We start from the raw sequence: 13,069 nt of genomic DNA, 5'->3' as shown, positions 1-13,069 counted from the left end.
AGCGAACGGCTTCGGGTGTGTCCATGTCGAGCAGTTTCCACGCATCAACGGTTGACTGGCTGGGTGCCTGGATTGCCGCCGGCCAGGTCAAGCCGGGGCAGGCGATCAAGGTCGAGGCCGATCTGGGCGAGCAGCTCGGTGTCAGCCGCACGGTGATCCGCGAAGCCATCAAGACCCTCGTCGCCAAAGGCATGCTCGAAGTCGGGCCGAAAGTCGGCACGCGGGTGTTGCCGATCAAACGCTGGAACCTTTTCGATCCGCAAGTCGTGGGCTGGCTGTCGCGCAGCGGCCTGCCGGAAAACTTCGTCGATGACCTGCTCGACCTGCGCCGCACCATCGAACCGATGGCGGTGCGCTGGGCCTGCGAGCGGGCGACCGTGGAACAGGTGCAAGCGGTGCAGCAGGCTTACAACGCGCTGGAACGGGCAGTGGACAGCGGTATCGATTACAACCGTGCTGACCAGTTCTTCCACGAATGCATTCTCGCCGCCAGCCACAATCAATTCATCGAGCAAATGGTGCCGGCCCTCGGCGCATTGCTCGCCGTGTCCTTCGAAGTTTCTGCGGCCGATCCCGATGAATTGCGCCGCACTCTGCCCATCCACAAAGACATGGCCGACGCCATCGCCGCCCGGGATGCCGCGCGCGGGGTGTGGGCCTGCATGACCCTGATCGACAATGCCGACCTGGCCATCAAGCGGTTCTACCCGCAGGTGATGGCCGACAAAAAAGCCAGCTGACAAAAACAACAAGACAGGAGGTTGCATGACGTGGACTGCGGTGACAGAACATCGGGCGCAACTGGGCGAAGGCCCGTTCTGGGATGCGCCGACCCAGGCGCTGTACTGGGTGGACGTCGCCGGAAAGCAGGCGCTGCGCCTGATCGGGCAGAACGTGCAGATCTGGCAGATGCCGGAGCACGTCTCGGCGTTCATTCCCTGCGCCAGCGGCGACGCGTTGGTGACCCTGAGCAGCGGCGTCTACCGGCTCGATCTCGATTCCCCCGGACTTGAGCCGCGACTGACGCTGTTCTGCATAGCCGATCCGCAACCGGGCAACCGCGCCAACGAGGCACGTTGCGATGGCCAGGGCCGCTTGTGGCTCGGCACCATGCAAAACAACATCGGCGAGCAGGGCGAGGATCTGCCGATCACGCGTCGGTCCGGCGGTCTGTTCCGGGTTGATCCGGATAAACGCGTCACGCCATTGCTGCGCGGCCTGGGCATTCCCAACACGCTGCTGTGGAGCGACGACGGCACCACGTTGCTGTTCGGCGACAGCCTCGACAGCACTTTGTACCGCTACTTCATCCACACCGACGGCAACCTCGACCCCGCCCAGCCCTGGTACAGCTCCGATCAGCCCGGCGGTCCGGACGGTTCGGCGATGGACGCCGAAGGCTACGTGTGGAACGCCCGCTGGGACGGCAGCTGTCTGCTGCGCCTGACACCGGATGGCCAGATCGACCGCAAGATCGATCTGCCGATCAGCCGTCCGACCAGTTGCGTATTCGGCGGCGCCGACCTGAAAACCCTGTACATCACCAGCGCTAAAAGTCCGCTGAACCACCCGCTGGACGGCGCCGTGCTGTCTTTGCGAGTGGACGTCGCCGGAAAGCTCTGTACGCGATTCGCTGGTTAAATCCCGAAATATGGGATGCAAAATTATATATTGAGATTATTTGGCGGTCGGGTTTATAGTCGGCTCCAGCAGTAACACGCACTCACACTTAAAAAGAACAAAACAGGTGAAGTGATGCAGCGAATTTTCATCGCACTCCACAGCGGAGTCAGCGCTTCGGGCCGTTTCGGTACCGCGGCGTGCGCGCGCCTGTTTTGTTCCATAAGCCTTCCAGACCGGACATCGTCAGATGCCCGGTTTTTTTATGCTTTCGAACAGGAGTCCTGATTCATGGCTGAACCTCTGTCCCTGCCACCGGTGCCCGAGCCACCAAAAGGCGAGCGCCTGAAAAACAAGGTCGTGCTGCTGACCGGCGCCGCCCAAGGCATCGGCGAAGCAATCGTCGCGACCTTCGCCTCGCAGCAGGCCAAACTGGTGATCAGCGATATCCAGGCCGAGAAGGTCGAGAAAGTCGCCGCGCACTGGCGCGAGCAGGGCGCCGATGTGCAGGCGATCAAGGCCGACGTCTCGCGTCAGCAGGATCTGCACGCCATGGCCAAACTGGCCATCGAGCTGCATGGTCGCATCGACGTGCTGGTCAACTGCGCCGGGGTCAACGTGTTCCGCGATCCGCTGGAAATGACCGAAGAAGACTGGAAGCGCTGCTTCGCCATCGACCTCGACGGCGCCTGGTATGGCTGCAAAGCCGTATTGCCGCAGATGATCGAGCAGGGCATCGGCAGCATCATCAACATTGCCTCGACCCATTCCACCAACATTATTCCCGGCTGCTTCCCGTACCCGGTGGCGAAGCACGGCTTGCTCGGGCTGACCCGCGCGCTAGGCATCGAGTACGCGCCGAAAGGCATTCGCGTCAACGCCATCGCCCCGGGCTACATCGAAACCCAGCTCAACGTCGATTACTGGAACGGCTTCGCCGACCCACACGCCGAACGTCAGCGCGCCTTCGATCTGCACCCACCGAAACGCATCGGCCAACCGATCGAAGTGGCAATGACTGCTGTATTCCTGGCCAGTGATGAAGCGCCGTTCATCAACGCCTCGTGCATCACCATCGATGGTGGCCGCTCGGTGATGTACCACGACTGAAAATCCGGATTTCAGGTGGAAAGGTCCGCCTGAAATTCAATCATCATACGATATGACTATTGTCGTCATGATTAGCAGGAAACGCTTCGACCGCTTTAACGTTTTTCAAATAACGCTCAAGAAAAATAACAAGGAGTCTGCTTATGAAACGTCGTTTCGGGATTCGTACCCTGTGCAGTACCGCGCTGGCGGTCACTGCGTTCAGCCTGAGCAGTGCGCTGCTGGCCGCCGATCCGGTGAAGATCGGGTTTCTGGTCAAGCAGGCCGAAGAACCGTGGTTCCAGACTGAATGGGCCTTCGCCGAGAAAGCTGCCAAAGACAAAGGCTTCGAGCTGATCAAGATCGCCGTGCCGGACGGCGAGAAAACCCTCTCGGCCATCGACAGCCTTGCGGCCAACGGCGCCAAGGGCTTCGTCATCTGCCCGCCGGACGTGTCCCTCGGCCCTGCGATCATGGCCAAGGCCAAGCTCAATGACCTGAAAGTGATCGCCGTCGACGACCGTTTCGTCGACGCCAATGGCAAGTTCATGGAAGACGTGCCGTACCTCGGCATGGCCGCGTTCGAAGTCGGCCAGAAGCAGGGCGCCGCCATGGCCGCCGAGGCGAAAAAGCGTAACTGGGACTGGAAAGACACCTACGCGGTGGTCAACACCTACAACGAACTCGACACCGGCAAGAAGCGCACCGATGGCTCAATGAAGGCCCTCGAAGACGCGGGCATGCCGAAAGATCACATTCTGACCGCCGCCCTGAAAACCCTCGACGTACCGGGCAGCATGGACGCCACCAACTCGGCGCTGGTCAAGCTGCCGAGTGCGGCGAAGAACCTGATCATCGGCGGCATGAACGACAACACCGTGCTCGGCGGCGTGCGCGCCACTGAAGCCGCCGGGTTTGCCGCGGCCAATGTGATCGGCATCGGCATCAACGGCACCGACGCCATCGGCGAACTGAAAAAGCCCAACAGCGGCTTCTACGGTTCGATGCTGCCGAGCCCGCACATCGAAGGCTACAAGACCGCCGAGATGATGCACGAGTGGGTCACCACCGGCAAAGAACCACCGAAGTACACCGCGATGGACGACGTCACCCTGATCACCCGCGACAACTTCAAGCAGGAGCTGGAGAAGATCGGCCTGTGGAACTGACGGCAGCGGCGGCCCGGGCAGCCGGGCCGCTTGAACGGTGTGATGAGGTGGCTTAAATGCACGCGCAAGTACAGACACAAGAACACAGCGCCAGCGGCAGCCTGCGTTTCAACGGGATCGGCAAGACCTTCCCGGGCGTGAAGGCGCTGGACGGCATCAGTTTCGTCGCTCACCCCGGGCAGGTTCACGCCTTGATGGGCGAGAACGGCGCCGGCAAATCGACCCTGCTGAAAATCCTCGGCGGTGCCTACATTCCGAGCAGCGGCGAGCTGCAGATCGGCGAGCGGACGATGGCCTTCAAGTCCACCGCCGACAGCATCGGCAGCGGCGTGGCGGTGATTCACCAGGAGCTGCATCTGGTGCCGGAAATGACCGTGGCCGAGAACCTGTTTCTCGGTCACCTGCCGGCCAGTTTCGGCTTGATCAATCGCGGCGCGCTGCGCCAGCAAGCCTTGGCCTGCCTCAAAGGCCTGGCCGATGAAATCGACCCGCAAACCAAGGTCGGACGCCTGTCCCTCGGTCAGCGGCAACTGGTTGAAATCGCCAAGGCATTGTCCCGTGGCGCGCATGTAATTGCCTTTGACGAACCGACCAGCAGCCTCTCGGCGAGGGAAATCGACCGCTTGATGGCGATCATCGGCCGACTGCGCGACGAAGGCAAAGTGGTGCTCTACGTCTCCCATCGCATGGAAGAAGTGTTCCGCATCTGCGACGCGGTGACGGTGTTCAAGGACGGTCGCTACGTGCGCACCTTCGACGACATGAGCCAGTTGACCCACGATCAACTGGTGACCTGCATGGTCGGGCGCGACATTCAGGACATCTACGATTATCGCGGTCGCCCGCGCGGTGCCGTGGCGCTGAGAGTCGATGGATTGCTTGGCCCGGGCCTGCGCGAGCCGATCAGTTTCGATGCGCACAAAGGCGAGATTCTGGGGCTGTTCGGACTGGTCGGGGCAGGGCGCACCGAGTTGTTCCGGCTGCTCAGCGGTCTTGAGCGCAACACCGCTGGACGTCTGGAATTGCGCGGCCATGAACTGAAACTGCGTTCGCCGCGCGATGCGATCGCCGCCGGGATTCTGCTGTGCCCGGAAGACCGCAAGAAGGAAGGCATCATCCCGCTCGCCAGCGTCGCCGAGAACATCAACATCAGTGCACGGGGCGCGAACTCCGGGCTCGGTTGCCTGCTGCGCGGGATCTGGGAAAAGGGCAATGCCGAGAAACAGATCAAGGCCCTGAAAGTGAAAACGCCCCATGCCGGGCAACAGATCAAGTTCCTGTCCGGCGGCAATCAGCAGAAGGCGATTCTCGGCCGCTGGCTGTCGATGCCGATGAAAGTCCTGCTGCTCGACGAACCGACCCGGGGCATCGACATCGGCGCCAAGGCCGAGATCTACCAGATCATCCATAACCTGGCCGCGGACGGCATTTCGGTGATCGTGGTGTCCAGCGATCTGATGGAAGTGATGGGCATTTCCGACCGCATTCTGGTGCTGTGCGAGGGCGCCCTGCGTGGCGAAGTCAGCCGCGACCAGGCCAACGAATCCAACCTGCTGCAACTGGCTTTGCCGCGCCACCGCGCTGACGGCGTGGCGAACTGAGAGGTGACTATGATGACAACCCAAAACGAAACCCTGCCGACCGAGCGCAAACCTCTGGATATGCGGCGCTTCCTCGATGACTGGGTGATGCTGCTGGCGGCAGTGGGCATTTTTATCGCCTGCACCTTGCTGATCGACAACTTTCTCTCGCCGCTGAACATGCGTGGCCTGGGTCTGGCGATTTCCACTACCGGGATCGCCGCGTGCACCATGTTGTATTGCCTGGCGTCGGGGCATTTCGACTTGTCGGTGGGTTCGGTGATTGCCTGCGCCGGGGTGGTTGCGGCGGTGGTGATGCGTGACACCAACAGCGTGTTTCTCGGCGTCAGCGCCGCGCTGGTGATGGGCCTGATCGTCGGGTTGATCAACGGCATCGTGATCGCCAAGTTGCGGGTCAATGCGCTGATCACGACGCTGGCGACCATGCAGATCGTCCGTGGCCTGGCCTACATTTTTGCCAACGGCAAAGCGGTGGGCGTGTCCCAGGAATCGTTCTTCGTGTTCGGCAACGGCCAGTTGTTCGGCGTGCCGGTGCCGATCCTGATCACCATCGTCTGCTTCCTGTTTTTCGGCTGGCTGCTGAATTACACGACCTACGGGCGCAACACCATGGCCATTGGTGGCAACCAGGAAGCGGCGTTGCTGGCGGGGGTGAATGTTGACCGTACGAAGATCATCATCTTTGCGGTGCACGGGGTTATTGGTGCGTTGGCGGGGGTGATTCTGGCTTCGCGGATGACTTCAGGGCAGCCGATGATCGGGCAGGGGTTTGAGCTGACGGTGATTTCGGCTTGCGTACTGGGCGGGGTTTCGTTGAGCGGCGGGATCGGGATGATTCGGCATGTGATTGCCGGGGTCTTGATTCTGGCGATTATCGAGAATGCGATGAACTTGAAGAATATCGACACGTTTTATCAGTATGTGATTCGTGGGTCGATTCTGCTGTTGGCTGTGGTTATCGACCGTCTGAAACAGCGCTGAGATCAAAAGCTCCCTCACCCCCCGCCCTCTCCCGGAGGGAGAGGGAGCTGACCGAGGTGTCTTGCGCTCTACGTTGACCTGAAGAATTCAGTCGATTATGGATTCAGCGAGCGGGCTCAGGTCGGCGTATCTCCCAAATATCCCCCATTCAGTTCCCTCTTCCTCCGGGAGAGGGCTAGGCGGGCGGCGTTCCGATGAGGGCGCTCTTGATCTTCCCGCCTTCCGTCACCCCACCCAAAATTTCCCTTGCCCGTCTCAACCCGTTTCGGTTATCAATTTGTACATGATTAGACAGGTACGATTTGACAAGAAACAACGGGTGGTCGACGAGCTCGTCCGACGCATCGAAAGCGGCCTCATGGAGGACGGCTTTCTGTTGCCCGGCGAGCATCAGTTGGCTCAGGAATTCAACGTCAGCCGTGGCACGTTGCGCGAAGCGCTGGCCGAACTGAAGCGGCGCAATTACATCGCCACGCAGAGCGGGGTCGGCTCCATCGTCACGTTTGACGGTGTGGTGCTCGACCAGCGCAGCGGCTGGGCCCAGGCCCTGGCCGACAGCGGGGCGATAATCAATACCGACGTGCTGCGTCTGGAGGCCGTGACTCGTGCGGATCTGCTTGCGCGTTTCGGCTCCGATCAATTCATTCTTCTCGAACGTCGCCGCCGTTCCAACGATGGTACGGCGGTGTCCCTTGAACGCTCTCTGATGCCCGCCAGCGGAGGCCTGGAAAGCCTGCCGCGAGTGGGCCTGATCGATAACTCCCTGACCATCACCCTGGCCGCCTACGGTTACATCGGCGAGCGCGGCGATCAGTGGATCGGTGCCGAACCGCTCAACGCCGTGGATGCCGAACTGCTCGGTCGTCCCGAAGGCACGGTGTTCCTCAAGGCGCTGCGCACCACCTACGATCGGCAAAACCGCTTCATGGAGCAGGTCGAAAGCCTGCTCGACCCGGTGCATTTCCGTCTGCACCTGCAATTTGGAGAATCGAAATGACCGCCCTCGACCGTGCCTTGGGCGCGTTTTACGGCCTGGCCCTGGGCGACGCGCTGGGCATGCCGACCCAATCCCTGAACCGCGAAACCATCAAGCAGCGCTTCGGCCAGATCACTGATCTGCAAGACGCCGGCCCCTTGCAGCCGATTGCCGCGAACATGCCCAAGGGCTCGATTACCGATGACACCGAACAGGCGATTCTGGTCGGCGAGTTGCTGGTTGAAGGCAAGGGCCGGATCGAACCGGCGGTGCTCGCGCAACGGCTGATCGAATGGGAAGCCGAGATGCAGGCCAAGGGCTCGCAGGACTTGCTCGGCCCCTCGACCAAACGCGCAATCGAAATGATCCTCGCCGGCCACTCGCCGGAAGAGGCGGGGCGCTACGGCACCACCAACGGCGCAGCGATGCGCATCACCCCGGTGGGAATCGCGGCGGATGTCGCCGACCCCGAGCGCTTCATTGCGGCGGTGGTGCAGGCCTGTCAGGTCACTCACAACACTACCCTGGGGATATCCAGCGCGGCGGCGGTGGCGGCGGTGGTCTCGGCCGGCATCAACGGTCTGGATCTGGGTGAGGCGCTGAACCTCGGCCAGCAGATCGCCCAGCAAGCGGAGTCTCATGGGCACTGGGTGGCCGGCGGGCGCATTGCGTCGCGGATCAGTTGGGCGCGCAGCATCAGTGTCGAGAGCGACCCGGTGTTGCTCGCGGATCTGCTGTACGACGTGATTGGAACCTCGGTGGCGTCGCAGGAATCGGTGGTGGTGTCGTTCGCCCTCGCTCAGCAAGTCGCGGTCGGTGAAATGACGCCGTTCGATGCGCTGTGCATGGCCGCGAGCCTGGGTGGCGACACCGACACCATCGCCGCGATTCTCGGCGCCATGCTCGGGGCCTGCCTGGGCCTGCAGAGCTGGCCGGCGCCGATGATCGAGACGGTGAAGGCCGTCAATGGTCTGGAGCTGGAACCGTTGGTGCAGGGGCTTTTGGCCCTGCGTTGATTGGACTGACGCCATCGCTGGCAAGCCAGCTCCCACAGGGACCGTGCAAACCTCAAGGTTCACTTCGAACCTGTGGGAGCTGGCTTGCCAGCGATGGCCGCACCACAAGTCTTGAATATTCACCCGCAATGGATCGCGCAGACAGGCCCAGGACGGGCGGGATGTCTTGTCGTTCTGCGTCATTGCCACAACCACAATAAAGGCAAACAGGAGCATTTTTCATGAGTTCATCGAACGCCGGGCAAAGCGCCGGGCAACTGGAAACCCGGGGCATCGAACCGGTGCCGGAAGGCGAGTGCAACGGCCATCCGCTGCAACTGTTCTGGGTCTGGTTCGCGGCCAACATTTCCATCCTCGGCCTGCCGCTGGGCGCCACGCTGGTTGCGTTTCGCGGCCTGGCGATCTGGCAGGCGATCATCGTCGCCATCCTCGGCGCTGCCGGTTCGTTCGCGGTGGTGGGGATCATCTCGATTGCCGGTCGTCGCGGTCGTGCGCCGAGCCTGACTTTGTCGCGGGCGATCTTCGGTGTGCGCGGCAATATCGGCCCGACGCTGGTGTCGCTGATATCGCGTCTGGGTTGGGAAACCGTCAACACCACCACCGCCGCGTTCGTGCTGCTGTCGTTGTGCTCGATCCTGTTCGGCTCGCCGGTGGAAGCCAAAAGCGCGCCGGTGCTGACCCTGATCTTTATCGCGATTTTCGTGCTGCTGACCCTGTCGGTGTCCGGCCTCGGCCACGCCACCTTGCTGGTGATCCAGAAGTGGGCGACCTACGTGTTCGGCGCGCTGAACATTCTGGTCGGCGGCTTCCTCTGCGCGACCATCGACTGGAGCGCGGTGTTCAACGCCACGCCGGCGCCGATGAGCGCGATGATCATCGGTATCGGCACCATGGCCGCCGGCACCGGGATCGGCTGGGCGAATGCCGGCGCCGACATGTCGCGCTATCAGCATCGCAGCGTCAAGGCCGTGCGCCTGGTGGCTTCGGCGGCGTTCGGCGCGGGGATTCCGCTGGTGCTATTGATCACCCTCGGCGGCCTGCTGTCCGTGGGCAACAACGACCTCGCTTCGGCCACTGACCCGATCGTGGCGATCCGCGACATGCTGCCAACGTGGATGGCCGTGCCGTACCTGATCACCGCATTCGGAGGCCTGCTGCTGTCGAATAACCTGTCGGTGTACTCCGCCGGTCTGACCACGCTGACCCTCGGCCTGAAGGTCAAACGCGTGTACGCGGTGGTGGTCGACATCGTTGCGATCTTCGCCGGTTCGATCTACTTCATGCTGATCGCCGACAGCTTCTACGGCCCGTTCATTACCTTCATTTCGCTGTTGGCGGTGCCGATCACCGCGTGGGTCGGGATCTTCGTGGTCGACCTGATTCACCGTCACTACTACAGCCCCAAAGACCTGCTCGACGTCAGCCCGAGCAGCGCCTACTGGTACAGCGGCGGCATCGAGTGGCGCGCGTTCGGCGCGTGGGCGATCGCGATCGTGCTGGGCTTCAGTTTCACCACCATCGGCACCACCGCCGAGAACGTCTGGTTCAAGGGCTTCCTGTCCGACTCCTGGCTGGGCCACAACGGCCTTGGCTGGATCGTGACGTTCGTGGTCGCCGGCGGCATTTACTTCGTACTCGGCGGGGCGAGAGATCGCCGCGCTGCGCAATCCGAGAATGCTCATGCCTAAGATGTTGCACACCGGCCAGGTCATCATCGATCTGGTCATGGCCGTGGAGGCGCTGCCGCAAATCGGCGGTGACGTGCTGGCGCAGTCCGCCAGTTTCGAAGCCGGCGGCGGCTTCAATGTGATGGCTGCCGCTGCGCGCAACGGCTTGCCGGTGGTCTATCTCGGCCGTCATGGCAATGGGCGTTTCGGTGATCTGGCACGGCAGGCGATGAACGCCGAAGGCATCCGCATCGGCATCGAACAACCTGCAGAACGTGACACCGGGATCTGCGTGGCGCTGACCGATGCGTCGGCCGAGCGCAGTTTCATTTCCTACATCGGTGCGGAAGGCGAGGTCACGACGGCGGAGCTGAACAGCGTCGCCGCCGAGACGGGGGACTACGTCTACGTCAGCGGCTACAGCCTGCTGCACAGCGGCAAGGCCCAGGCGTTGCTGGACTGGACGCTGGCGCTGCCGAAGACGATCAACGTGGTGTTCGATCCTGGCCCGCTGGTGGAATCGCCGGACTCACCGATGATGCAGGCATTGCTGCCGCGCATCGATGTGTGGACCAGCAACAGTGTCGAGGCGCTGCGTTTCACGGGCGCGGCGGACATCGAAACCGCGCTGGACCGATTGACCGTGCACCTGCCACGGGAGGTGCTGATGGTCGTGCGCGACGGTCCGCAGGGTTGCTGGATTCATCAGCGCGGTGAACGTCAGCATGTGCCAGGTTTCAAGGTGCAGGCGGTGGACAGCAATGGCGCGGGCGATGCGCACGCCGGGGTATTTGTGGCCGGGCTGGCGCAAGGGCTGGCAGCTCACGAAGCCGCAAGGCGCGCCAACGCTGCGGCTGCGTTAGCGGTCACTCGCTGGGGCCCGGCGACCGCTCCTGGCACGGCCGAGGTTGATGTGCTGATCAGCAAAAAATGCACTGACTGAACGATCGCAATCGCTGGCTTGCCATCGATAAGGCCTTCAGCCGTTACATCCAGTCTGGACCTAGCCGGCTCTGCGCAACGCCGCAATCAACTCATCCTTTCGCATCGACGAACGCCCGGGGATTTTCCGCTCCCGGGCCTCCTTGCGCAGGCTGTCGACCGTCTGCACTTCGCGTGAAGCCTTGCTGTCGCGCGAATGTCCCTCACGACTCACCGCCGCGCGCCGCGCTGATTCCTTGCGATCCTCGGCCTTGGCGCTGGCAGGTTTCCGGCGCCCGGAACCTCCGGCCTTCTCGCCGCCGCCGGACTGTTTGTTCACAGTCGCCCAAGCGCGGGCTTCAGCTTCGTCCTTGGACATCCCTTTGTTTTGATAGCTGTCTTCGATGTGTTCGGCTTTGCGCTTCTGTTCTTCAGTGTATTTGGCTTTGCTTCCACGAGGCATGGCGAGTCTCCTGGTGGCTGGATAAATCTCGGAATGACCGGCGCAGGCAATGCATTCGAACACTGCATGCGCCAGTGACCGCAAGCGTCAGGTATCGAGTTTACGCGCCGCTTCCACACCCGCAGCGCTGAGCTTGATCGGCAGATTCAGCGAATGTTCTCCCGCTTCATTGCAAGTGATGTGTCCGTGATGAATCAGTCCACGCTCCTGCAGGGCAGCGAGGGCACTGGCCACGACTTTCTCGCCGCGATAATTGTCCAGCACCTCTTTGCCGAGGCCGCTCGGGTGGGCATGCAAAAGGCGGGTGAGGACTTCTTTTTCCAGGTTTTTATCGACGTTCATGGTTACCTCTTCAGGGAAGTGGATAAGACACGTTGCGTGGATGAAGCACGGTTCACTGACCTGCGCCTTCAGAGCCCGAACCACCCGTGGTGGTTTTCGAGCCGACGCCGGGGCCTGCGTTGTCGGGGGCGGCCGGAGCGTCGGGGGTGTTCATCCCGCCCTGACGACCAGGATCGCTGCCCTGGGTGCGAGGATCAGTTCCCGTCGCGGGTGGCTGATTGATCAGCGGAACACCCGAGCCGTCGGTATTCATACCGGGGGCGCTGTTGATGGCGGGTGCTCTTGGCTGGGTAACCGGATCGGTCGGCCCGGTACCGGCAGCGGTAGTCGAGGCGGCGAATACCGCCGGGCTGAGGAGGGTAGCGAATACGAGCGCAGTCAACCTTGACGAGATCATAGAGTGTCTCCAGTGATTGAAATCCTTACCTCCTTTTGGTCTGCCCTCGTGAAAGATTGGTGCCTGATGATCGACGAACGGTTCAGAAGGGCTGAGTGCTTTCGAGGCCGATCTCTTCCTTGAATTGCTCCATAAAATCTTTCAAGCGTCGATGGCGTAGCTGTGCCAGACGTTGGCCGGCAACGGTCTGGAATCCGTCTGCGAGGTGCAGCAGTTTGGTCTGGAAATGATCGAGGCAGAATCGCTTGTCGTCGTAGTCCCTTTCCCGGGCCTCGGGATCTCGCGGGTCGTACAGCGCGCTACCCATGCGCCCGGCGATGTAAAAGGTGCGGGCGACACCGAGCATGCCCAGGGAATCGAGACGGTCGGCGTCCTGCATCAGACGTGCTTCGAGCGTGAGCGGGGTGATGTTGGCGGAAAAGCTGTGGGCTTCGATGGCGTGGGTGACGGCGTCAATTTTGGCTTCGGGCCAGTTCAGGTTTGCCAACACCTTTGACGCTTTGTCCGCAGCTAGACGCGAAGCCTGGGAACGCAGCGCCGAGTTCTTTTCCACCGCCACACAATCGTGCAGCAACACCGCTGCCAGAAGGACTTCAAGGTCGCCGCCTTCGTCGGCCTGCAAGGTGCGCGCGTTGTGCCAGACCCGTTGCAGATGCGACAGATCATGAGCGCCGTCTTCCGACGGTTCCAGCGCGTGGGGCAGCAGTTCGGCGGCGAGCTCCGTGAGAGGTGAAAAAACGAGATTGTTCATGGGAGTCCTTGCGAGTCATCGGCCGCGCTAGCCTAATCCGTGGATTGCCATGTGACGAGCGCCGCGCGCCGCCTTA

14 protein-coding genes are annotated in these 13,069 nt (G+C 61.9%); 10 read left to right on the top strand and 4 right to left on the bottom strand.

The genetic code is table 11. The features are described from left to right. The first annotated feature begins 23 nt into the window (after positions 1 to 23). The 10 genes from ABFB52_RS21475 (at position 24) to ABFB52_RS21430 (ending at position 11,062) form a co-directional block, all read left to right on the top strand. Positions 24 to 740 carry a FadR/GntR family transcriptional regulator gene (locus tag ABFB52_RS21475; RefSeq protein WP_007950814.1) on the top strand — a complete coding sequence of 239 codons (717 nt, stop codon included), beginning with the start codon at positions 24 to 26 and terminating at the stop codon, positions 738 to 740. 25 nt (positions 741 to 765) lie between these two features. Beyond that, on the top strand, positions 766 to 1,641 hold the full coding sequence (locus ABFB52_RS21470) for an SMP-30/gluconolactonase/LRE family protein (RefSeq protein ID WP_129973707.1): 876 nt from the start codon (positions 766 to 768) through the stop codon (positions 1,639 to 1,641). Between the two features lie 270 nt (positions 1,642 to 1,911). Then, on the top strand, positions 1,912 to 2,730 hold the full coding sequence (locus tag ABFB52_RS21465; RefSeq protein ID WP_011335425.1) for an SDR family oxidoreductase: 819 nt from the start codon (positions 1,912 to 1,914) through the stop codon (positions 2,728 to 2,730). Between the two features lie 143 nt (positions 2,731 to 2,873). After that, on the top strand, positions 2,874 to 3,878 hold the full coding sequence (locus ABFB52_RS21460; protein ID WP_129973708.1) for a substrate-binding domain-containing protein: 1,005 nt from the start codon (positions 2,874 to 2,876) through the stop codon (positions 3,876 to 3,878). A gap of 56 nt (positions 3,879 to 3,934) precedes the next feature. Beyond that, on the top strand, positions 3,935 to 5,479 hold the full coding sequence (gene araG / locus ABFB52_RS21455) for an L-arabinose ABC transporter ATP-binding protein AraG (protein ID WP_129973709.1): 1,545 nt from the start codon (positions 3,935 to 3,937) through the stop codon (positions 5,477 to 5,479). Positions 5,480 to 5,491: 12 nt separating this feature from the next. Beyond that, a complete protein-coding gene (gene araH / locus ABFB52_RS21450; RefSeq protein ID WP_045121626.1) occupies positions 5,492 to 6,460 on the top strand; it encodes an L-arabinose ABC transporter permease AraH in 969 nt (322 codons plus the stop codon). 283 nt (positions 6,461 to 6,743) lie between these two features. Beyond that, complete coding sequence (locus ABFB52_RS21445) at positions 6,744 to 7,457, top strand: GntR family transcriptional regulator (RefSeq protein ID WP_129973710.1); 714 nt, start codon at positions 6,744 to 6,746, stop codon at positions 7,455 to 7,457. Beyond that, a complete protein-coding gene (locus tag ABFB52_RS21440) occupies positions 7,454 to 8,452 on the top strand; it encodes an ADP-ribosylglycohydrolase family protein (RefSeq protein WP_129973711.1) in 999 nt (332 codons plus the stop codon). Before ABFB52_RS21445 ends, ABFB52_RS21440 begins: the two co-directional genes overlap by 4 nt. A 221-nt stretch (positions 8,453 to 8,673) precedes the next feature. Next, complete coding sequence (locus ABFB52_RS21435) at positions 8,674 to 10,140, top strand: cytosine permease (protein ID WP_129973712.1); 1,467 nt, start codon at positions 8,674 to 8,676, stop codon at positions 10,138 to 10,140. Continuing rightward, complete coding sequence (locus ABFB52_RS21430; protein WP_129973713.1) at positions 10,133 to 11,062, top strand: PfkB family carbohydrate kinase; 930 nt, start codon at positions 10,133 to 10,135, stop codon at positions 11,060 to 11,062. Before ABFB52_RS21435 ends, ABFB52_RS21430 begins: the two co-directional genes overlap by 8 nt. A gap of 60 nt (positions 11,063 to 11,122) precedes the next feature. Here ABFB52_RS21430 and ABFB52_RS21425 read toward each other — a convergent pair whose 3' ends face one another. The 4 genes from ABFB52_RS21425 to ABFB52_RS21410 all read right to left on the bottom strand — a co-directional run bounded on the left by ABFB52_RS21425 (position 11,123) and on the right by ABFB52_RS21410 (position 12,993). After that, positions 11,123 to 11,503: a Rho termination factor N-terminal domain-containing protein gene (locus tag ABFB52_RS21425; protein WP_074688089.1), complete on the bottom strand. Its 381-nt coding sequence runs from the start codon at positions 11,501 to 11,503 to the stop codon at positions 11,123 to 11,125. A gap of 87 nt (positions 11,504 to 11,590) precedes the next feature. Continuing rightward, positions 11,591 to 11,845: a hypothetical protein gene (locus tag ABFB52_RS21420; protein ID WP_011335416.1), complete on the bottom strand. Its 255-nt coding sequence runs from the start codon at positions 11,843 to 11,845 to the stop codon at positions 11,591 to 11,593. Between the two features lie 52 nt (positions 11,846 to 11,897). Beyond that, a complete protein-coding gene (locus ABFB52_RS21415) occupies positions 11,898 to 12,242 on the bottom strand; it encodes a hypothetical protein (RefSeq protein WP_039770633.1) in 345 nt (114 codons plus the stop codon). 82 nt (positions 12,243 to 12,324) lie between these two features. Then, complete coding sequence (locus ABFB52_RS21410; RefSeq protein WP_129973714.1) at positions 12,325 to 12,993, bottom strand: HD domain-containing protein; 669 nt, start codon at positions 12,991 to 12,993, stop codon at positions 12,325 to 12,327. Positions 12,994 to 13,069: the final 76 nt, after the last annotated feature.

Source organism: Pseudomonas sp. 9.2(2024), assembly GCF_039695385.1.
Lineage (GTDB): Bacteria > Pseudomonadota > Gammaproteobacteria > Pseudomonadales > Pseudomonadaceae > Aquipseudomonas > Aquipseudomonas paraglycinae.
This window is presented reverse-complemented; position numbering and strand designations above follow the sequence as displayed.

Excerpts from the sequence above, each read along its gene's own strand:
- ABFB52_RS21430 (WP_129973713.1), top strand. The coding sequence starts at position 10,133 with ATGCCTAAGATGTTGCACACCGGCCAGGTCATCATCGATCTGGTCATG.
- ABFB52_RS21415 (WP_039770633.1), bottom strand. The coding sequence starts at position 12,242 with ATGATCTCGTCAAGGTTGACTGCGCTCGTATTCGCTACCCTCCTCAGC.
- araH (WP_045121626.1), top strand. The coding sequence starts at position 5,492 with ATGACAACCCAAAACGAAACCCTGCCGACCGAGCGCAAACCTCTGGAT.
- araG (WP_129973709.1), top strand. The coding sequence starts at position 3,935 with ATGCACGCGCAAGTACAGACACAAGAACACAGCGCCAGCGGCAGCCTG.
- ABFB52_RS21420 (WP_011335416.1), bottom strand. The coding sequence starts at position 11,845 with ATGAACGTCGATAAAAACCTGGAAAAAGAAGTCCTCACCCGCCTTTTG.
- ABFB52_RS21445 (WP_129973710.1), top strand. The coding sequence starts at position 6,744 with ATGATTAGACAGGTACGATTTGACAAGAAACAACGGGTGGTCGACGAG.
- ABFB52_RS21410 (WP_129973714.1), bottom strand. The coding sequence starts at position 12,993 with ATGAACAATCTCGTTTTTTCACCTCTCACGGAGCTCGCCGCCGAACTG.
- ABFB52_RS21470 (WP_129973707.1), top strand. The coding sequence starts at position 766 with ATGACGTGGACTGCGGTGACAGAACATCGGGCGCAACTGGGCGAAGGC.
- ABFB52_RS21475 (WP_007950814.1), top strand. The coding sequence starts at position 24 with ATGTCGAGCAGTTTCCACGCATCAACGGTTGACTGGCTGGGTGCCTGG.
- ABFB52_RS21440 (WP_129973711.1), top strand. The coding sequence starts at position 7,454 with ATGACCGCCCTCGACCGTGCCTTGGGCGCGTTTTACGGCCTGGCCCTG.
- ABFB52_RS21460 (WP_129973708.1), top strand. The coding sequence starts at position 2,874 with ATGAAACGTCGTTTCGGGATTCGTACCCTGTGCAGTACCGCGCTGGCG.
- ABFB52_RS21425 (WP_074688089.1), bottom strand. The coding sequence starts at position 11,503 with ATGCCTCGTGGAAGCAAAGCCAAATACACTGAAGAACAGAAGCGCAAA.
- ABFB52_RS21465 (WP_011335425.1), top strand. The coding sequence starts at position 1,912 with ATGGCTGAACCTCTGTCCCTGCCACCGGTGCCCGAGCCACCAAAAGGC.
- ABFB52_RS21435 (WP_129973712.1), top strand. The coding sequence starts at position 8,674 with ATGAGTTCATCGAACGCCGGGCAAAGCGCCGGGCAACTGGAAACCCGG.